At 66.3% G+C, this 19095-nt stretch carries 13 protein-coding genes; 4 read left to right on the forward strand and 9 right to left on the reverse strand.

Features of this window, described 5'->3' with window-relative positions; translation table 11 throughout:
* Nucleotides 1-5 precede the first annotated feature (5 nt).
* The 4 genes from TPR58_RS02170 to TPR58_RS02185 all read right to left on the reverse strand — a co-directional run bounded on the left by TPR58_RS02170 (nt 6) and on the right by TPR58_RS02185 (nt 8291).
* Nucleotides 6-2234, reverse strand: a complete 2229-nt coding sequence (locus TPR58_RS02170) for a glycoside hydrolase family 3 C-terminal domain-containing protein (RefSeq protein WP_346244954.1) — start codon at nt 2232-2234, stop codon at nt 6-8.
* A gap of 88 nt (nt 2235-2322) precedes the next feature.
* Nucleotides 2323-3984, reverse strand: a complete 1662-nt coding sequence (locus tag TPR58_RS02175; protein WP_346244955.1) for a carboxylesterase/lipase family protein — start codon at nt 3982-3984, stop codon at nt 2323-2325.
* Between the two features lie 68 nt (nt 3985-4052).
* Nucleotides 4053-7007 (reverse strand): TonB-dependent receptor domain-containing protein, encoded by a 2955-nt coding sequence (locus TPR58_RS02180; RefSeq protein ID WP_346244956.1) that lies wholly within the window; start codon nt 7005-7007, stop codon nt 4053-4055.
* A gap of 390 nt (nt 7008-7397) precedes the next feature.
* Entirely contained in the window at nt 7398-8291 is an 894-nt protein-coding gene (locus TPR58_RS02185; protein ID WP_346244957.1) for an SDR family oxidoreductase, read from the reverse strand.
* A gap of 95 nt (nt 8292-8386) precedes the next feature.
* Here TPR58_RS02185 and TPR58_RS02190 point away from each other — a divergent pair, with 95 nt between their 5' ends.
* The gene (locus TPR58_RS02190; RefSeq protein ID WP_346244958.1) at nt 8387-9220 is read left to right on the forward strand and encodes a helix-turn-helix transcriptional regulator; all 834 of its coding nucleotides are present in this window, start codon (nt 8387-8389) and stop codon (nt 9218-9220) included.
* Between the two features lie 72 nt (nt 9221-9292).
* Nucleotides 9293-10057: a hypothetical protein gene (locus TPR58_RS02195; protein ID WP_346244959.1), complete on the forward strand. Its 765-nt coding sequence runs from the start codon at nt 9293-9295 to the stop codon at nt 10055-10057.
* A gap of 55 nt (nt 10058-10112) precedes the next feature.
* Here TPR58_RS02195 and TPR58_RS02200 read toward each other — a convergent pair whose 3' ends face one another.
* Nucleotides 10113-10997, reverse strand: a complete 885-nt coding sequence (locus tag TPR58_RS02200; RefSeq protein WP_346244960.1) for a helix-turn-helix domain-containing protein — start codon at nt 10995-10997, stop codon at nt 10113-10115.
* A 153-nt stretch (nt 10998-11150) separates the two neighbouring features.
* Nucleotides 11151-12128 (reverse strand): AraC family transcriptional regulator, encoded by a 978-nt coding sequence (locus tag TPR58_RS02205; RefSeq protein WP_346244961.1) that lies wholly within the window; start codon nt 12126-12128, stop codon nt 11151-11153.
* A gap of 208 nt (nt 12129-12336) precedes the next feature.
* Here TPR58_RS02205 and TPR58_RS02210 point away from each other — a divergent pair, with 208 nt between their 5' ends.
* The gene (locus TPR58_RS02210; protein WP_346244962.1) at nt 12337-12825 is read left to right on the forward strand and encodes a hypothetical protein; all 489 of its coding nucleotides are present in this window, start codon (nt 12337-12339) and stop codon (nt 12823-12825) included.
* A 177-nt stretch (nt 12826-13002) separates the two neighbouring features.
* Here TPR58_RS02210 and TPR58_RS02215 read toward each other — a convergent pair whose 3' ends face one another.
* The 3 genes from TPR58_RS02215 to TPR58_RS02225 all read right to left on the reverse strand — a co-directional run bounded on the left by TPR58_RS02215 (nt 13003) and on the right by TPR58_RS02225 (nt 17907).
* Nucleotides 13003-14373: an L-serine ammonia-lyase gene (locus tag TPR58_RS02215; RefSeq protein ID WP_346244963.1), complete on the reverse strand. Its 1371-nt coding sequence runs from the start codon at nt 14371-14373 to the stop codon at nt 13003-13005.
* Between the two features lie 115 nt (nt 14374-14488).
* Entirely contained in the window at nt 14489-15325 is an 837-nt protein-coding gene (locus tag TPR58_RS02220; protein ID WP_346244964.1) for a glycoside hydrolase family 16 protein, read from the reverse strand.
* Nucleotides 15325-17907 carry a family 20 glycosylhydrolase gene (locus TPR58_RS02225; protein WP_346244965.1) on the reverse strand — a complete coding sequence of 861 codons (2583 nt, stop codon included), beginning with the start codon at nt 17905-17907 and terminating at the stop codon, nt 15325-15327. The genes TPR58_RS02220 and TPR58_RS02225 overlap by 1 nt, the downstream gene beginning before the upstream one ends.
* 205 nt (nt 17908-18112) lie before the next feature.
* Between TPR58_RS02225 and TPR58_RS02230 the strand changes: the two genes are divergently transcribed.
* Nucleotides 18113-19072: a glycosyl hydrolase family 18 protein gene (locus TPR58_RS02230; protein ID WP_346244966.1), complete on the forward strand. Its 960-nt coding sequence runs from the start codon at nt 18113-18115 to the stop codon at nt 19070-19072.
* Nucleotides 19073-19095: the final 23 nt, after the last annotated feature.

Here is a 19095-nt window from a genome sequence, read left to right on the forward strand (position 1 = left end):
CGACGTCACTTGGACCGCCAGCCGACCGGGAGGTCGCGCGCGGGCAGCTTTACCGATACGGTCTGGACGATATCCCGCGAGGACGTCCCCAGCATAACCCGGTAGGTTCCGCCGCGAACCTTCCACCGACTGGTCTTGCCGTCGAACATCGCCAGCAGCCGCGGATCGACGGTCAGCGTGACACGCCTGGATTGCCCTGGCGCAAGGTCCAGCTTCTCGAATGCACCCAGTCGCTTGGGCGCCTCCCAGCCTTCACCCGACACATAGAGCTGGATCACGTCCTTGCCGCGGCGGTCGCCGGTGTTGCGCGCCGTGAAGCTTGCCGAGATCGTTCCCTGCGCCGCCCGTGCCGTCAGCCCCGAATAGCCGAAGCTGGTGTAGGACAGGCCATGGCCGAACGCGAAGGCAGGCTCGTGCCCCTGCCGGTCGTACCATTTATAGCCGACCGTCGCGCCTTCGCCGTAGACCGTGTCGCCCTTGTTCGGGGCGCTGGGTTTTGGCAGCTGCTCCAGGCTGCGCGGGAAGGTCGCCGGAAGATGTCCCGACGGATTGACCTTGCCGTACAGGACATTGGCGATCGCCGGGCCACCCGAGGTCCCCGGATACCAGGCGGCGACAACCGCAGCCACCTTGTCCGCCCAGGGGGTGAAGACCGGTCCGCCGGTCTCGAGCACCACGACGGTCCTGGGGTTTGCCTCCGCGACGCGCGCAATCAGGGCATCCTGTCCGTCGGCAAGCGTCAGCGAGACATCGAACGACTCCCCCGCCCACTGCGTGGCGAACACGATCGCGACATCCGCAGTGCGCGCGGCAGTGGCAGCAGCGGCGGGATCGGTACCGTCGATAAAGCGGATATCGGCATCCGGCGCCTGGCGTCGCATCGCCTCGACCGGGGACGACGGATAATAAACGACCGGCCCGGGCCAGTAGGTCGGCTTAAGCCCCGGTACGGCGTTGCCGCCCCTGGGATGGACCGAGGATGCACCGCCGCCCGACAGGACGCCCTTGTCGGCATGGCCGCCGATGACGACGATCCGCTTGACCGCGGGCGTCAGCGGCAGGACCGCATCACGGTTCTTGAGCAGGACCAGTGCCTCCTCGGCATCGCGCTGGGCGGTCGCCGCACTCTTTGCCAGCAGCATCTCGGGCAGATCGTCGGGCGCGGCAGTGATCGGGTGATCGAACAGGCCGTGGCGAAACATGGCATAGAGGATGCGCGACACCATCTGGTCGAGCGCAGCTTCGTTCACCTCGCCCGCGTCCAGTGCAGCGTTCAGATCCGCACCGAAGTAGGGCTGCTTGTCGAAAGGATAGCCCGATTGCTGATCCAGACCGGCGGCGATCGCCGGTGCCGTCGAATGGGTCCCGCCCCAGTCGGACATGACGAAGCCCTTGAAGCCCCAGTCCTTGCGCAGCACCTGGGTCAGCAGCCAGGGGTGCTCGCACGAGAAGATGCCGTTGACTCGGTTATAGGCGCACATCACCGAACCCGGATCCGCCCGTTCGATCGCGATCTGGAACGCCAGCAGGTCGGACATCCGCGCGGCAACCGGGTCGATCACCGAATTGCCCGCGTTGCGATCGGTCTCCTGGTCGTTGACCGCAAAATGCTTGACGGTGGAGATGATGTGGTTGGACTGGACGCCCGCCGTATGCGCGCCTGCCATGGTTCCGGCGAGCAAGGGGTCTTCGCCCGCATATTCGAAATTGCGGCCGTTGCGCGGCTCGCGCATCAGGTTGACGCTGCCGGCCAGCATCACGTTGTAGCCGGACGCGCGGGCCTCCTCGCCGATCATCGCACCAGCCGCAAAGGCAAGCGCCGGGTTCCAGGTCGCGGCGGTCGCCAGGCCCGACGGCAACCCGGTCCGCTCCCATTTACGCGGCGCCCCGCCCTGGCTGGCGACACCGATGCCCGCATCCGCCTGCCATTGCGGCGGGATGCCCAGGCGTGGGACGCCCGGAATATAGCCTGCCGAACCGTTTCGTGCCGCGGCCGGTGCCTTGTGCTGCTTCATCGGGAAATCGGTGGCGAAATAGCCGAACACCAGCGTCAGCTTTTCGTCACGGGTCATCTTCGGAAGGAGCAGCGCGACCCGGCGATCGGCGTCCAGCCGGGCATTCATCCAGGGGCGATCGTTCGAGACCTGCTGCTGCGCCGGTGCGGCGAGCGGGGTGACCGCGGCGGCTAGGATCGCGACGCTCGCAAGCGCCTGGGTGGCGATCTTCATGTTCATGGGAGTCTTTCTCTCGTTCGCTGCGGCAGTCGTGCGCCCAAAAAAGGTGCCGGCTCGGCGAAGGCCCAGCCGGCACCAGGCTCCGGGGTCAACGGGTCTTGCGCGCCAGCTTCGCCAGATCGGCGTCAAGCGCCTCCAGCTTTGCATCGGTCAGCACCTGCGGCAGATATCCCTTGATCGCGTTCAGCGTCATGCCGCGCGCCATGTTGATCTGGGGGTTGCCGACGAAATCGGGCAGGTGCGTCTTGAGCACCGCATTCGCCGCAGGATCGTCCAGCAACTCGCCGATCGGGGTGGTCAGGCTGCTGTAATGGCCGGAGGCACGGGCAGCCTCCATGCGCGCCTTTTCACGGTCGATCTCAGCAGCCCAGGGATCACGCTGCGGCGCGGCCTTTCCGGCTTCCGAAAAGTCCATCATTTCGTCGCCGGCCTTGGTGAATTTCGACCAGGCGGGAAGGCCCGATCCGTTCGGGTCGCCGGTCTTCACGAAATTGACCAGATAGCGGCTGACCTGCTTGCCCATCTCGATATCGCGCGGTGTCGTCGCCGACCCGTATTTGATCGACGTGTTATCGAAGAAATAGGGGATCTCCGCTGCGTGCTGCGCGCCCGGCTGCGAGACCGATTGGGCGACATAGGAAAAGCGGTAATACCAGATCGGGACCTTCCGGTCGGCGAAGACGCCCGAGGCCTCGCGCGCGCCGGCGACCATGAAGCCGCTCTTGCCGCCGATATCCGCGCTGGTCGCGCCGACGATCACCGGCACCCGAGCGAACTTGCCCGAGGCATAGGCCTCGTCCAGATCGACCAGCACCTTGCCGTCGGGGAACGGGCCGGTGACCGTTTCCGGTCCGGAGCCCCGCGCCATCATGCTCAGCCCGTCGGTGACCTGCTCCGCAGTCAGCGCGCGCAGCTTGGCCAGCGCATCGGGCGCCTTGGGATCGATATTGTAACGGCGCGCGAAATTCTCGCCGATCTGCTCGACCTGCGCCAGCGTCTTCGCCTCCTCGGTCCGGCCGTTGCCGCCCGACATGACCACCGCGCGCTGGAACAGGCCCTGGGATTGCGGCGAGGTCAGCATGTTGTGCACCGACATGCCGCCGGCGCTCTCGCCGATGATCGTCACGTTCGACGGATCGCCGCCAAAGGCAGCGATGTTGCGCTTCACCCATTGCAGCGCCGCGACCTGATCCATCGCCGCATAGTTGCCGAGCCTGCCCCCGTCAGGGTTCTCGGCGCTCAGCTGCGGCAGGGCGAAGGTGCCGAACCGGCCCAGGCGATAGTTGAAGCTGACGAAGACGATCCCCTCGCGCGCCAGATTGGCGCCGGCATAGGTCGGCGGCGACGCGCCGCCATTGACGAAGCCGCCGCCATAGATCCACACCATCACCGGCAGCTTGCCCTTGGCCCCCGCCGGTCGCCAGACATTCGCGTAGAGGCAATCCTCGGCAGGCGTGGTGCCCAGCGGCGCCGCGTCGCTCGGGAAGGGAATCTGCATGCAGTCGTTGCTGTACTGGGTCGTCTCGCGCACGCCATTCCACGGCTTGACCGGCTGCGGCGCGCGCCAGCGCAGTTCGGCGAGCGGCGGCTGGGCGAACGGAATGCCCTTCCAGCTCTGAACGCCCTCTTCGGTGCTGCCGCGAATTTCGCCGCTGTCGATCTTGACCTGGGCCGACTGGGCGAACGCCCCAACCGGCGACGTGATCGCGATTGCGCCGAGCAGCAGCGCCGTGATCGAGGAAGTCCGCATGTTCATTCTCTCCATTGGTCTTTCTATCGGTCGGCACCGGCGCGCGCCTGCCCGCCGGCGCCCTGGGGTCAGAATCCCGCCGACAGCTGGAAGGTAACGGTGCGCCCGAACGGGTTGGAATAGGCCCCGTTGAACACCGCGTTGTTGGTGTAGACCAGTCGCGGGGCCTTATCGGTCACGTTCTGGAAGTTGAGCGATCCGCGCAGGCTTTTCATGAAGCTGCGGTCGCGTCCGGCGAACTCGGTGCTGTAGCCGATGTTGAGATCGAAGGTGGTGTAGGAGTCGATCCGCACCGGCAGCACGGCCTGGCCCAGGCGGTCCACCGCCTGGTCGTTGGTGTAGGAGCCGGTATAGTTGGCGAACAGCATCGCGTTGAACCCGTGATAGTTCACCCCGATCGATCCGCGACCGCGCCATTCGATCGGCGAGCTGTAGAAGCCGGTGCGATCGATGAACGGGTCGCCCGGCTTCACCTGCTGCTCGTTGTTCAGAACCTTGTTGACGCTGGCATTGAACAGGATCGCGCCGCCGTCGAAGTCGTAGATGTAGTTGACGGTCGCATCGATGCCGTCCTGCTTGGTCGCCGCCAGATTGGTGTTGCGTGCGTCGAGCAGGATTTCGACCGAACAGGGATTCAGGATACCGCCGCCATACAGGATCGTGCGCCCCGCATATTCGGCAAGTACCGGATCATAGGTCGCCGAGTTGCCGTTCACGCAGCCTGCCGGATTGTCGATCGGAAAGATGAAGTCGGAATAGCCGAGATAGCCGGGATAGGTCGTCGGGTTGAGGAATGCGCCGAACACGTCGGGGCCGGCGATCCGGTTGTTATAGTTGATCTTGTAATAGGTGCCCGACAGCCGCAGGCCCCTGAAGGGCTCGAGATCGGCGCCGACCTGCCAGGTCGTCGCCTGTTCCGGCCGGATATTGGGATTTGCGCCGCTGACATAGGCAGCAAGGATCGGGCCCTGCGGGATGCGCGGGTCCTGGCCGAGATAGAAATAGTTGAATACGCCGCCCGACGAGATGGCGCGCGGGTTCACGTCCGGCAGGTTGGGCGCGCGGAATGACGTACCCCAGGAGCCACGGAAGGTCAGTCCGTCGACAACTTCCCAGGTGCCGCTCAGCTTCGGGTTGGTCGTGGATCCGACATCGGAATAATGGTCGTAGCGCACTGCCCCGCTCAGCGTCAGCGCCCGGATCAGCGGGATGTTCATGTCGTCCGCGATGATCGGCACATAGACTTCGGCAAACGCCGACAGGATGGTGCGCGCGCCGCGGCTGGTGCTGGCGTCGGTATCCAGCTGAAATTCATTGTTGAACGGCCGGTTCGCGCCGTTGATGTTGTAGTTGTAGACTTTGTTGCGCTCGCCGCCGAATGCCGCCCGCATCTTGCCCGCGGGCAATGCGAACAGCGGTCCGTCGAACTTCACCAGCAGGTCGTCGATCCCGCTGCCGCTGCGCTGGATATTGTCGCCGGTGAAGGTGGCAACCTGGGCCGGCGACAGGCCCGAGACATTGTCGAGCGGATTGATGGCGCCGATGTCGATCTGATATTGCAGCGCGGTCAGATTGATGTTCGTGCCGAGCTGGCAATAGTTGCACGCCTTGTCTCGACCATAGGTGTAGAACGCCTCGCCGCGCCAGCTCCAGGGCAGGCTGACCTTCACGCCGCCGGTCAAATTGTAGGACTCGTTCTCGCCGGTCCAGTTGTTCAGCCCGACACTCTTGATCATGTTGTACTGGACGGTCAGCGCATCGGGCGCGAGACCGGCGATATAATAGGGGTTCGGCGTCGTCGTCGGCGTGTTGGTGACGGGATCATACAGGAAGCGGCGCAGCTGGACGTTGCTGATCACCCCCTGCGCGGTCGAGGACAGGGTCCGGCGGTTGTTGTAGGTGCCCTGGAACGACAGCTCGACCGCATCGCCCAGCTTCTGGGTGATATAGGCGGCGACCTGATGGCGCCGCAGGTCGCCGGTATAATCGTTGAAATCGCTCGAATCGAGCAGGTTGGGCTGGTTCAGCAGCAGGTCCGAGATGCTCAGGTCGCGATTGGTGCCGACCGGCAAGCCGTAATAGGTGTTGGCGCCCGCGCGCGGCAGCAGGCTGTTCTGCGGCGGCTGGAGCGGACCGAACGGACCGTCGGGATCGGCATTGGCGACGACGAGGTTGCCGTTGAAGCCGGCGGTGGCGGTCGTGCCGTTCAGGCGATCGTCGACGCCGCCGAACCGGCTGAGATCCTGGCGCAGATAGGGGTTCTTGCCGCGGCGATAGGCGTCGCGCTGCGAGAATTCGTAACTGATCAGGATGTTGCCGCGGCCGAGCCCGCCAATTTCCCAGTTGGTGCCCGCGGTGATGGAGGGACTGACTTCCAGCCCGCCATTGTTGTTGCTGGCGCGGACCGACATCTCGAGGCCCTGATAATCCTTGCGGATCACGTAATTGACCACGCCCGCGACTGCGTCCGAACCATAGACGGCGGAGGCGCCGTCGGCGATCACCTCGATCCGCTCCAGTGCGGCGAGCGGGATGGCGTTGGCTTCGGTGAAGGTCTGCGACGCACCGGTGTTGGTGATGCGGTGCCCGTCGATCAGGACCAGAGTCGATGCCTGGCCAAGGCCCCGAAGGTTGATCGCGTTACCCTGCTGGTTGTTGTTGCCGCCCTGGGTCCCGCCTTCGCGAAACTCGCCCAGGTTGCGGACCTGAGGCAGCGTGCGGACGACATCGGCGGCGTTCGTCTGGCCGGTCGCCAGGATTGCCTCGCGGTCCAGGGTAATGGCCTCGCTGCCGACCGGCTTTACGCCCGAAATGTTGGTGCCGGTGACGATGATTTCCTGAACGGTCGCAGCGTCGAGCTCCTGCCCGTCTGCGGTCGGGTTCCCCGCATCGTCCTGCGCCTCTACCGCCGGATCGCCTTGAGTCGTCGCGGTTTGAGCAAATGCCCCCGGGGCGGCAAGCAACCCGAACGCAAGCGTCATCAGGCTGACGCACCCTGACAGCCGATTTCCAGTCAGCACCATAGCCAATCCCCTCCAATGTCCTGCTCGCTCCGCCCGGCTTCTCGCATTGCGGGCCGTCGCTGGATCGAGCCACCTAGTCATGGACGCGACGAAGGCTGTTCAGGAAATCGAATTTTAGGATTGATCTATCCACATTGCTGATCAATCATTTCCTCGCCGCGAACTCGTGCCGCTCGGTCACGACATCGCGGAGAATGTGAGCGCGAAATGCTCCCGAACCATGGGCGTCTCGGATCGAAACGTCCGAGTGACCCCGCCCTCGCGAGTGCGCGCCGGGAAGAGGCGCGTTCGGATAGTTGTCTGTTTATCAATTATTTAAGCGACAACACGACCTTGCTCAGACGGCCCGCGCCGTACGGCGGCCAGCGCCATGCCAGACGCGAACACGGATCAGGGCACGCCGTAATTCATCGCCTCCAGATCGGAGATAAGGGTCGGGCCCGTCGGCTGCCACTCCAGGCGCTCGCGCGTCCATGCGCTGGACGCGCGCGTGTCCAGGCCGGCAAAGCCGGTCATCCAGCCGAAATAGGCGCTGGCATCCTGCACATCGAGCGACATGAGCGGCAGGCCCAGGCCGGTCGCGACCGCCGCGGCGATCTCGCGCATCGGCACGCCTTCCTCGGCGACCGCATTGTAGCGCGCGCCCTTCTCGCCGCGATCGAGGGCGCGCACGTAGAGCCTCGCCACGTCGGACACATGCCCTGCCGACCAGCAGTTCAGCCCGTCTCCGAGATAGGCGACCCTGCCCTTGGCCCGCGCCATGTCGATATAGGGCGAGATCAGACCCTGTTTCACCGTGTCGTGCACCTGGGGGAGGCGGACGACCCGCACATCGACACCGGCCTCGAGAAGCTCGGCGCCGGCTTCCTCCGATGCGATGCGGGGAATCGGATGACGCCGGTCGAATATGGCCTCCAGCGCGGGTCGCCCGTCTCCCGGATCGCCGATCGCCACGCCCGAGGTGATCAGCAACGGGCAGCTTGAGCCCCGCAGGACCGAGCCCAGCGCCGAGATGACCCGCCGGTCCTTCTCGCAATTGGCGACGAAGTTCGCGAAGTCATGGTCGAAGGCGGTATGGATGATCGCGTCCGCCCGCTCGGCACCGGCGCGCAGCGCGTCGATGTCCTCAAGCGTCGCCAGGTGGGCATGCGCACCTGCCTCGGCGAGCCTGCGGGCGCCGTCCTCGGACCGCGTCATTGCGAGCACGTCGTGCCCGCTTGCCAGCAGTTCGGGAAGGATGCGGGAGCCGATGAAGCCGGTCGCACCGGTCAGAAATACGCGCATGGTCCACTCCTGTGATGAACGACCCGCTTCCTCCGATCCTCATTCCTGTTAAAGTAGTGACCTTATCAGGGTATAAGCTTCACCAGGATCGCGCGATGTCCAACGGCACCTCCACCGCGCTCGGCGCATTCCTGCGGGACCGGCGGCTGCGCATGGATCCGGCCAGCTTCGGCTATGGCGGCGGCCGCCGCCGCACGCCGGGGCTGCGCCGGGAGGAAGTGGCCCAGCGCTCGAACATCTCTCCGACCTGGTATACATGGCTCGAACAGGGGCGCGGGGGCGCGCCGTCCGCCGACGTGCTGAACCGGATCGCCAAGGGCCTGATGCTGACCGAGCCCGAGCGCGAGCATCTGTTCATCCTGGGTCTCGGCCGCGCGCCGGCGGTCGACTACAAGGCGCCGGACGGCATCACGCCGCGTCTGCAGCGCGTGCTGGACGCGCTTCGCTTCAGCCCGGCGATCATCAAGACCGCGACCTGGGACGTCGTTGCGTGGAACGCCGCGGCGGCGGCGGTCCTGACCGACTATGGCAGCCTGCCGCGCGACCAGCGCAATATCCTGCGTCTCATGTTCACGAACTCGCGGGTGAGGGCGGCGCAGTCCGACTGGTTGAGCGTTGCCCGCTATGTGGTGGGCGCCTTCCGCGCGGATGCGGCACGCGCCAATGCGGGCACGGAAATCGGTCAGCTCGTCGAGGAACTCTCCCGGCTGAGCCCCGAGTTCGAGGCGCTGTGGCGCGACAATGACGTCGCCGGCCATGCCGACGGGCTGAAAAACCTGCACCACCCCGATCATGGGCTGATCGAGCTGGAATTCTCCTCATTCGCCGTCGATGGCCGGCCGGATCTCGGGATGATCGTCTATAACCCCGCCACCCCGGAAACCGCCGCGCAGATTCGAAAGATCATGGGCGTTTCGATCGCGGCTTGAGCGCGGGCATCTTCGGCGGCACCGGCGGAGACGGCACTGGAATTCGCTGACAAGGGACGCCATCTTCGAGTCATGAGAGACGATGCCGGTCCGGGAGAACCAGCGATCCGCCGCGCGCGCACCCTTGCCGCGGGCCTTGCCGATGTCGGGCTGACCCATGCCGAGGAATTGCTTCGCCGGATGTCGCCCGAAGGGCGCGAGCAGGCGCGCCGCGAGCGCGAGGCGCGGGCGCGACGGCGCAACCGGTTGATGGCGCGGATGCTGATGGCGGCCGTCGCCTCGCTGCTGACCTGGGCGCTGGTTGCGGCGATCGTCAGTCCGGGCGTGGCGTTCGCCGCCGCATCGGCGGTGATGCTGCTGCTGATCCTGCTCATCGCCAATCGCGCAGACCCCCGCGTGCCCGGCCGTCAGGCCTTGAACGACGCACCGCTTCCCGCGCTGGCGGAAGAGGCGATCGTGTGGCTGGACGCCCAGCATCGCGGGCTGCCGTCTCCCGCGCTCCGGTTCACCCGATCCATCGCCGCGACGCTCGACGCAGCGGAGCCGCACCTCGCGCGGGTCGATCCTCGCAGTCCGTTCGCGGCCGACGTCCGCAAGCTGATCGCCGAGGAACTGCCCGACCTCGTCGAGGGCTGGCGGGCGGTCCCGGTCTCGGCGCGGCGCACACCCCGTGCCGACGGTCGAGCACCCGACGACCATCTGTGCAACGGCCTTCAGCTGATCGACGCCGAACTTGCCCGCGCGACCGAGCAGCTTGACCGCGGGTCGTTCGAGCAGATCGAGGTGCTGGGCCGCTATCTGGAACTCAAATACGACAGGGATAGCGGCCTGGCGTGACGCTGCGCCCGTCGAAGATCCCAGGCCGCTCTCCGCGGGCGCGATGTCAGAGACGCTATTTCGGGCGCGTCATCAGCGACAGGATCTGGGACAGCCGGGGCGTCAGCGTCGCACTGAGCATCATGTCGCCGCCATTGCTTGCGGCGACCGGGCCGAAATCGCGCAGGAGATGGTTGCGCACGACTTCGGGCAGAACCGAATCGTCGTCGAGAAATTCCGGCCGCTCCATCAATTCGGTGACATGGGCGTCGTCCGCCGCGACGTCGCCGGACAGGTCGCCGATCCGCTGGAAGAGGATCGAATAGGCGGTCGGAATACGCAGCGAATTGCTCGCCGCGATCAGCAATCCGTCCAGCAGGACGATCCGCGGCATCGGCACCACGTTGAGGATCAGGAAGGACGGCACGTGCCGCACGCTGTCACTGGCGATCGCGAACAACTGCCCCTCCACCGGAAACATCGCGCCGCCATAGCGGATGCTGTCGGCGCCCAGTTCGAACTGGAGCCCGCCGCCCGCGTCGCGCCGGATGATGCCGTGCTGCTGGCAGAAGCGTCCGGGCTCGAACACCGATGCGTGGGTGGTTCGCCAGAACCCCTCATAGGCGTCGAGCTGCGAATCGACCGCGCTGCGCACGACGTCGAGCAGCTGGCTCGACAGGCTCCTGCTGCTCGATTCCGCCGGCGACCGGGCGATCTCGACCCCGAACTGGCTCGCGAAATCCGGCAGGTCGCGGTCCCAGTCGAGCAGGGTCAGGCCGGGCTGCTTTTCGGCGAGCAGGTGGGTCAGCCGCTCCAGATTATGCGCCGAGGGCATGACCGCTCCGGATGCCCAGCGCCCGACCAGCGACTTGTCGACGCCAAGCTCGTGCGCAAGGCGACCCCGGCTCATCGACAGCGCCTTCAGCCCGAAATTGAGCAGTTCGGCAAAATGGTAAGACATGCGTTCAGGGTCCTGCGACGGCGCGTCATCTTCGCCAGTCGGTTTGATGACCTTTGCCCGGGCGCAGGCAAGCGGTAGCGAGCCGCAACGCGGCAGATGTATCATCCCGTGCAAAATCCGTATCGAGCACCGCAAGGGATCGGCACGCGCCGCTCAGCGCAACGCGCGGATCCAGTCCCACATGTGCTGCCCGTTCACGTCGCCGGGAACGGGCGATAGCCGCAGCGCCGCCAGGGCGCGGGTTTCCTGCGGCGTCATGCCGAACCGCTCGCGATAGGCGCGCGAGAAGTTGGTACGCCACGCGAAACCGCAGCGTCGGGCGATATCGGCGATCGGCGTGCCGCGATGCCCCGGATCGCGGAGCATCGACTGGGCGAGATGCAACCGCTGGGCGCGTACGCAGGATGCGAAGCCACCATGCGATTCCATCAGGTAATAGAGCTTTCGCCGCGAGATGCCGAACCGCGCGGCGACCTGATCGGCGGTCAGGTCCGGGCATGCGGCTGCCTCGTTCAGGTGACGGCGGATTTGCACGGTCAGTATCGGATCGAGATCGACGACAGCCTCGATGCGCCGCTCCGAATTGAGAACCGCCGCGGCGAGCGCCAGTGTCGGGCGAACCACGGCTTCGGCCTCGGCGATGCCCATCAGGCGCGCGGACTGGAACAGGCCGATCAGATGGTTGCGCAGCAATGCGGCCAGCGGCGTGCAGCCCCGGATCAACCGCAGATTATGGTCGTCGGGCGCGTCCAGCAGCGGGGCGAGCAGGCGGCGCGGCATGGTAAGGTTGATGGTGTTCACGTCGCTGGTGCCGGTCGCCTGTGGCTGGGCGAGATCGGCGACCAGCAGGTCCCCGGCCCGCGCCTCGTCTCCCGCGGGTCCGTCGCGCTTTCCATGCCAGCCGGAAATGCAGAACTGGAGCGTGATATGATCGACCCCGTCGCGACCGATCCGCGCACGCGACCGGTCGAAGGTCTGGGCGGCGCTGCGATATGCCGTCAGCACGATCTCGCCGAAGTGAAAGGCCTCGGCGCGGAACTGGAATCTCGATCCCTCGCCGCCGCGCCGCCGAACGTCGTACAGCGCACCAAGCGTCTCGTGCCACAGGGTCAGCGCCTGATTGGGGCGCATCCGTACACTTTCGAGGACGCTGTGCGGAATGCGTATCGCGAGGTCGCAAGATCGATCCGGCATCTGTCACTCCAACGCTGCACTGGCTTTCGGCGCAAGATCAATGACCGCGTTTCACTATACCGATACTATGGATCATGGCCTATCGTGTTTGCGAAGGCAGCGCGACAAGTTCGGACGTCACCTCCGCCCCTTGCAGGACTGAACGATGCCCCTCGCCCGACAGATGCCATCGACCGCAATGGGTTCCGCGCTGCTCGTCCTGGCAGCGACGCTCGCGCCGGGCGCGCACGCAGCCCCCTTTATCGATACTATGGCCGCGCCCGACATGGGGCAGGAGGAGCGGCCACTCGAGAAACAGCACAAGATGCGCGGGACGATCGGCTATCTCGGACCGTCCGATGCCTGCACGAAAAATCGGCACGCGGTCGATGCGTCGGCCAGCCTTGCGGTGGGCGAGTGCCGCGCCGACGCCTATCGTCTCACCGATCGGCGCGGGCGGGTGGTCGATCTGGTCGACCTGTTCCTCGTCACCAGCGACGCCGATGCCGCGTCCGACATGCACATTCCCTATGGCATGATCGACATGATGGTGCCCGAGCTGAAGGATGGCGGGCGCGGAACCGTGACCTACGCGGTCATCCAGGGCGCCCACGGTCCAGTCAATGTGATCCGCGACTTCGCCCCCGCCCGCTGACATCCGGCGGCGGCGGCGGCCTCAGAGACTGTTTGGAAAATCGCGAAAGAGCGATTTTCAAGGCGGCACCGGCCCGCTCCCCCACCCGACCACCCAGCGGCAGTATTCTGTGGGTGGTCGGGTGGGGGAGCGGGCCGGCACCGCGATGCGCCAACAGGCGCATTTCAAAACGGTCTCTCAGCACTCCACCACGTTCACCGCCAGCCCGCCCAGCGACGTTTCCTTGTAGCGTTCCGACATGTCGAGCCCGGTACGGTGCATCGTCTCGACCACCTGGTCCAGACTCACCCGGTGGGTGCCGTCGCCCAGCATCGCCAGCCGCGCCGCCTCGATCGCCTTGATCGATCCCACCGCATTGCGTTCGATGCACGGCACCTGCACCAGCCCACCGACGGGATCGCAGGTCAGCCCCAGATTATGCTCCATGCCGATCTCCGCGGCATTCTCGACCTGGCCCGGGGTGCCGCCCATCGCGGCGGCCAGCCCCGCCGCGGCCATCGAGCAGGCGACGCCCACCTCGCCCTGGCAGCCGACCTCGGCCCCTGAGATCGAGGCATTTTCCTTGAACAGCGATCCGATCGCCGCGGCGGTCAGCAGGAAATCCTCCGACCCGCGCCGGCTGGCCGAGGGGACGAACCGCTCATAATAGCGCAGCACGGCGGGCACGATGCCGGCCGCGCCGTTGGTCGGCGCCGTCACCACCCGGCCGCCGGCCGCATTCTCCTCGTTCACCGCCAGCGCCCATAAATTGACCCAGTCGATCACGGTCAGCGGATCGCTCAGCGCGCGCTCCTGGCGCTCGATCAGCTTGCGATGGATACCGGGCGCACGGCGCATGACGCGAAGCCCGCCGGGCAGTTCGATCGTCTCGGCGCGAAGCCCGCGATCGACACAGGCCATCATCGCGTCGCGGATCAGGCCCAGCCGCTCGGACACCGCCTCGGGCGGAAGCGATGCCTCCTCATTCTCGCGCATCAGCTCGGCAAAACTCTTGCCGCTCCGCGCGGCGTGCGCGAGCAGTTCGGCGCCCGAGCGGAAGACGTGCGGCACGTCCCAGCCCCCTTCCGGCGCGGCGTTGCGCGTGATCTGGTCCTCGTCGAGCACCGCGCCGCCGCCCACCGAATAATAGACGCGCCGCAGCAGCGCCACGCCTTCCGCGTCGAAGGCAGCGAAGCGCATCGCGTTGGAGTGAAAATCCAGCCGCTCCCGCTGGAGGAATTTCAGGTCGCGATCCTCGTCGAACCCGATCTCGGCCATGCCGTCCAGCAGGATCCGGCCGCTTGCGCGAATGGCGTCGACCACCCGCTCGGCCAGATCGGGATCGAGCGTCGCCGGCACGTGGCCCGCCAGCCCCAGCAACACGGCCCGGTCGGTCGCATGCCCCTTGCCGGTCAACGCCAGCGACCCGAACAGCGAGACCTCGACCCGGGCGACCGCGAGCCCGGCAAGCCGCCGCGCAAAGTCGGCGGCCGCGGTCATCGGCCCCATGGTATGCGAGCTCGACGGCCCCACGCCGATCTTGAACAGATCGAATGTGCTCGCAACCATCAACGCCTCTCCAGAATCCTGGGCGCGCTCCACGTCGCGCCGACAGGGGGCAGATAGTCGTTTTCGTATCAAATGACACCGGCGATCGGCCGCCACGGCGGATCGCCGCCGCCGGTCAGGGCTTCGCCGCGGGCACTGCGGCCGAGCCGGGAGCCTGCTGATAGACCCGGACATGCTCGATCTCGAACCGGATGGGGAAGATCGAGTCGTCGACCTCGCCGCCCATCGCCCCGCCGACCGCCAGGTTCAGCAGCAGATATTGCGGCTTGTCGAACGGCCATTGCGCCGCGCCGGTGCGCGCATTGGCGTAGCGATGATAGGATTTGCCATCGACCGCGAAGCTGATCGCATCGGGTGTCCACAGCATCTGATAGTCGTGGAATGCCTCGCACGCATCGGCGACGCGCACCTGTCCGCTCTTGCCGAAAGTGCCGGCGGTGGATCGGTTGTGGATCGTGCCGAACACGTCGCCCGGCGTCTTGCCGACATGCTCCATGATGTCGATCTCGCCGCCGTCGGGCCACCCCGCAGTGGCGCCCAGCATCCAGATCGCCGGCCAGGATCCCTTGCCGCAGGGAAGCTTCGCGCGGATCTCGTACAGGCCATAGGTCCATTCGGCCTTGCCCCTGGTGATCAGCCGGGCCGAGCTGTAGCGCTGGCCGCCATGATCGGGGCGATCGGACAGCGTCTCCCGGCGTGCCTCGATGATCAGCCGGCCGCCTTCGACCCGCGCATTCTCCGGCCGGTCGGCCGAATAATATTGCAGCTCGTCATTATACCAGCCGGTCTTGTTGGCATGGGTGTCATGGACCCAGTGGGCCGGATCGGGTGCGCCGTCCCGGTCGAACTCGTCGGCCCAGACGAGGGTGTAACCCGGCTTGTCCGGCGCCTGTTGCGCGGCGGCAGGCAAAGCCGCCAGCACCGACAGCGCCGCTGCGATCGGCCACCGCATCAACGCACCGTCACGATGCGGCTGGCGCGGGTGCCGTCGGCGGAACGGGTGCGCAGCTCGACCGGTCCCTTCACCGCCACCGGCCCGCGATAGGTCCGCCATGCGCCGCCGCCGGTGCGATAGTCGATCGCCATCCCCGGATATTCGCTGTTCGCCTCGAGCTTGCCGCCGGCAATCCGCGCCCCCGGCGGGGTGATGCGATAGGCGATTTTCAGCCGGTCGAGCAGCGCGAACTGCGCGGGCATCCGCCCGGCGAACCGGCGCCAGTCGGCCAGGATCGCGCCGCGATCGACCCGCGCATCGCCCGGGCCATAGCTGGCGCCGGCGACATAGGCGGGCTCCCAACCGGGCTTGCGCCAGGCTCGCTCGGAAAAGGCGATCAAGCGCGGGAACAGCTGGTAATCGACCCCGGCATCGGTGCGCGTCGTCTCGCTCCACAATTGCGCCTGCAACCCGGTCACGCCGCGTCCCGCGTCGCGCGGCGTCTTGTCCTCGATCGTCTGCGGCCGCGAATAGGTATCGCGGATCAGCGCGCCGTTCGCGGGCAGATTGTCGGTCATGAAGCCGAACACCTGCAGCGTGTCGACGCTGCGCGATGCCCAGTCATAGCCGCCTTCCTCCGGGTGCGGGACATAGGGCATGTCGAGATAGCCGATATCGGGCACCGACAGCACCACGTCCCAGCCATGATTGGCCTGGACATGCGCCTCGGTGATGCCGCCGGTGAACAAGGTCGCCCAGATGTTGGTCTGGACCGATTTCGGCATGTTCTTCGGATCGGTATGGCCCAGGCCATCGCTCCACCCCGCGACCTTCAGCCCGCGTCGGTCGAGATCGCTCGCCACGCGCTCGATGAAATAGGCGCCCAGCGCCTTCGCATCGCGCCCGGTCTTCGCCATCACCGGCTTGCACGCCGGGCTCTGCGACCAGGCGCCGGCGGTCTCGTCCGCGCCGATATGGAAGGTTCTGAGCGGCGCGCCCGCCGCGGCGTGCATCGCGGCGATCTCGCCCACCGCGGTGTCGAGGAAACGATAGGTCTGGTCGATACAGACGTTCAGCGTGTTGTCGTCGTAATTCTGGATGCTGCGATACCGGGTGGTGTCGCCCGGCTCGACCAGTCGATAGGCCTCGGCATCCGCCTTCCGCCCCGCGGCGAACAGCCGGTTGTAGCGCACCTCCATCGACCGGATCGCCGCGCGCGAATGGCCCGGCATGTCGAGCGACGGGATCACCTCGATCTGGCGCGCAGTCGCGGCGCGGACGATCTCGATATAGTCCGCCTGGGTCAGATGGCCGTTGACCACGCCGGTCCCGTCCGGCCCCGCGCCCAGCTGCGGCAACAGGCAGGTCTGTTCCTGCGGATCGTGGCAACGCTTCGATCCCACCTCGGTCAGTTCGGGCAGCGCCTTGATCTCCAGCCGCCAGCCTTCGTCATCGGCCAGGTGCAGGTGCAGCTTGTTGAACTTGTAGGCGGCCATCGCCTCGATCAGCTTCAGCACCTCTTCCTTGCTGTGGAAGTTGCGCGCCAGGTCGATGTGCAGTCCGCGAAAGCCGTAGCGCGGCGCATCCTCCACCGCGATCGGCTTCAGCATCCTCCGGTCGAACATCGCCTGCTGGACCAGCGAGCGGATCGCGTTGCTCGCCCCTGCGGCATCGCCGGCGACGATCGCGATGCGCCCGTTCGACACGGTCAGGCGGTAGGCCCCGGTGCCCAGCCCCGCCCCCGCTTCGACGCGAATCTCCATCGGCACCCGGCCCGCCATCGATACGCCGGAAGCGGCCAGCGCGTCGAGCGCCGCGGCGATCTCGGTCCGCGTCACGCCGTTCAGCACCGGCGCCACGCCGCCACGCAGGTCGATCGCCGCGCCGCCCAGTCGCCTGGCGCTGACCGGAGTGGGAAGGATGACGATATCCGCCGGATCCGCCGCGCCACGCTCGGCAAATGCGGCAAAGGCGCGCTCGGGCGTCTGCCACACGGTCCTGTCGTCGCCCCCGCGCGAGGCGAGCTTCGCCTCGTCGGTCATCGGCGCGACATAGGAGAGATATTCCCGGCCGGTATCGCGGTCGATCGCCGGGCGCGTCGCGGCGATCACCCGCGCGTCGATCCCCTTCGCGGTCAGGTAGAGATTGGGCATGGCAAAGGCCTGCGAGTGCCAGGCGCCCTGCCCCCATAGCTTGATGTCGTAACGCTTGCCCGGCTCCAGCCGCGCGCCGGGCTTCAGCGTCAGCCGATACAGGTCGCCGTTGATCAACTGATGCTGGAAGACGTCGCTTTCGGTAACAGGTAGCCGATTGACGAAGCTGAAATAGATGGCGAAGCCGTCCGCCGCGAGTCCCCCGGGCAGGCGCGCGGGCATGGTGAAGCTCAGCGTGGTGAGGAAACAGCCCTCGGCTCCCGCCGGACAGCTGGCGGGATGATTGTCGACCACCTCCAGCCGGACGCCCATTTCGCGCGCAAGCCGGTCATAATCCGCCTGTATGCCGGGGCTGGACTCGGCGGCCAAGGCGGCAGCCGAAGGCACCGCCAGGATCATGGACACAGCAAGAACCGATGCCAGGCTTTTCCACCCCGTGACTGCCATGCGCGTCTCCCCTTGCGTGATTTGGACCGTATTTGATATTAATGTTGTCATGACAACTGGAACGGGTCAAGCACGTCGGCATGACCATCCGCCCCTGTGAGCGAGAGAAAATAGCGAAATGACGCCCGTGGTATCGCGCATGATTGGTATTGCAATGGTCATGTTTCTGACTGCAGCTTCTGCCGGTTCCGCTCAGGCCCGCCCGGTGCTCGTCGGTTATCTGCCCGCGTTCAAGGGACTGGTGTCGAAGGTCGCGACCACGCCCATTGACGGCTACACCCACATCAATATCGCCTTCGCCAATCCGGATCCATCGGGACGGCTGGTCCGCAGCGGCCGGATGACCTGCATGGAGGACGGCGCGCAGGATCATGTGACCGTCGCCCAGCTTCGCGACGCGACAACCCGGCTGCGCGCGAAGGGGGCCAAGGTGCTGCTTTCGGTCGCGGGCGGGATCCTTCCGCGCTGCGCAGGCGACTGGTCGGCGCTGACCGGCGCCGGTGCGCGCGATCGGCTGGTCAGGGAATTGCTGGCGGTGGTCGAGGCAGCTGGACTGGATGGGATCGATATCGACATCGAGGGCGAATTGCTGACGAAGATCGACCGGCAGGGCAATTACACCCCCTTCATCGCCGCGCTGTCGAAAGCGCTGAAGGCACGGTCGAAGCTGCTGACGGTCGCCACAGCCTCCTATGAGGGTGGGATGATCCCGGTCGGATCGATTCCCTATTTCGATCTGGTGATGGCGATGTCGTACGACGCGATCGGTCCGAGCTGGGGGACGCCGGGCAGCGAGCATGCGACGCCGGCCCAGGCCAAGCATGACGTCGCGCTGTGGCTGGATCGCGGCGTGGCGCCGGAACGCCTCGTGCTGGGCGTGCCCTTCTATGGCTATGGCTTTGGCAGCTATCCGCCCCATCTAGACTTTCGCGACCTGCTGACGACCTATCCCGACAAGGCGCTGGGCGACGACGTGATCGGCAAGGCCTGTGCCGGCTGCGACTATGTCAGCTTCAACTCGGTCGCGACGATCCGGCGCAAGGCGGCACTGGCCCGTGCGCGCGCCGGCGGCGTGATGGTCTGGGAAATAACGCAGGATAGCGATACTCAGCTGCTGGCCCGCACGATCGCGAGCCAATTGTACGAGACTTCCACGCCGAATTGACTAGGCCCTGCGGCTGGAACATC

Source organism: Sphingomonas rustica (genome assembly GCF_039652585.1).
GTDB classification, from domain to species: domain Bacteria; phylum Pseudomonadota; class Alphaproteobacteria; order Sphingomonadales; family Sphingomonadaceae; genus Sphingomonas; species Sphingomonas rustica.

Coding starts and splice junctions, on each gene's coding strand:
- TPR58_RS02170 (WP_346244954.1), bottom strand. CDS start 2,234: ATGAACATGAAGATCGCCACCCAGGCGCTTGCGAGCGTCGCGATCCTA.
- TPR58_RS02175 (WP_346244955.1), bottom strand. CDS start 3,984: ATGCGGACTTCCTCGATCACGGCGCTGCTGCTCGGCGCAATCGCGATC.
- TPR58_RS02180 (WP_346244956.1), bottom strand. CDS start 7,007: ATGGTGCTGACTGGAAATCGGCTGTCAGGGTGCGTCAGCCTGATGACG.
- TPR58_RS02185 (WP_346244957.1), bottom strand. CDS start 8,291: ATGCGCGTATTTCTGACCGGTGCGACCGGCTTCATCGGCTCCCGCATC.
- TPR58_RS02190 (WP_346244958.1), top strand. CDS start 8,387: ATGTCCAACGGCACCTCCACCGCGCTCGGCGCATTCCTGCGGGACCGG.
- TPR58_RS02195 (WP_346244959.1), top strand. CDS start 9,293: ATGAGAGACGATGCCGGTCCGGGAGAACCAGCGATCCGCCGCGCGCGC.
- TPR58_RS02200 (WP_346244960.1), bottom strand. CDS start 10,997: ATGTCTTACCATTTTGCCGAACTGCTCAATTTCGGGCTGAAGGCGCTG.
- TPR58_RS02205 (WP_346244961.1), bottom strand. CDS start 12,128: ATGCGCCCCAATCAGGCGCTGACCCTGTGGCACGAGACGCTTGGTGCG.
- TPR58_RS02210 (WP_346244962.1), top strand. CDS start 12,337: ATGCCCCTCGCCCGACAGATGCCATCGACCGCAATGGGTTCCGCGCTG.
- TPR58_RS02215 (WP_346244963.1), bottom strand. CDS start 14,373: ATGGTTGCGAGCACATTCGATCTGTTCAAGATCGGCGTGGGGCCGTCG.
- TPR58_RS02220 (WP_346244964.1), bottom strand. CDS start 15,325: ATGCGGTGGCCGATCGCAGCGGCGCTGTCGGTGCTGGCGGCTTTGCCT.
- TPR58_RS02225 (WP_346244965.1), bottom strand. CDS start 17,907: ATGGCAGTCACGGGGTGGAAAAGCCTGGCATCGGTTCTTGCTGTGTCC.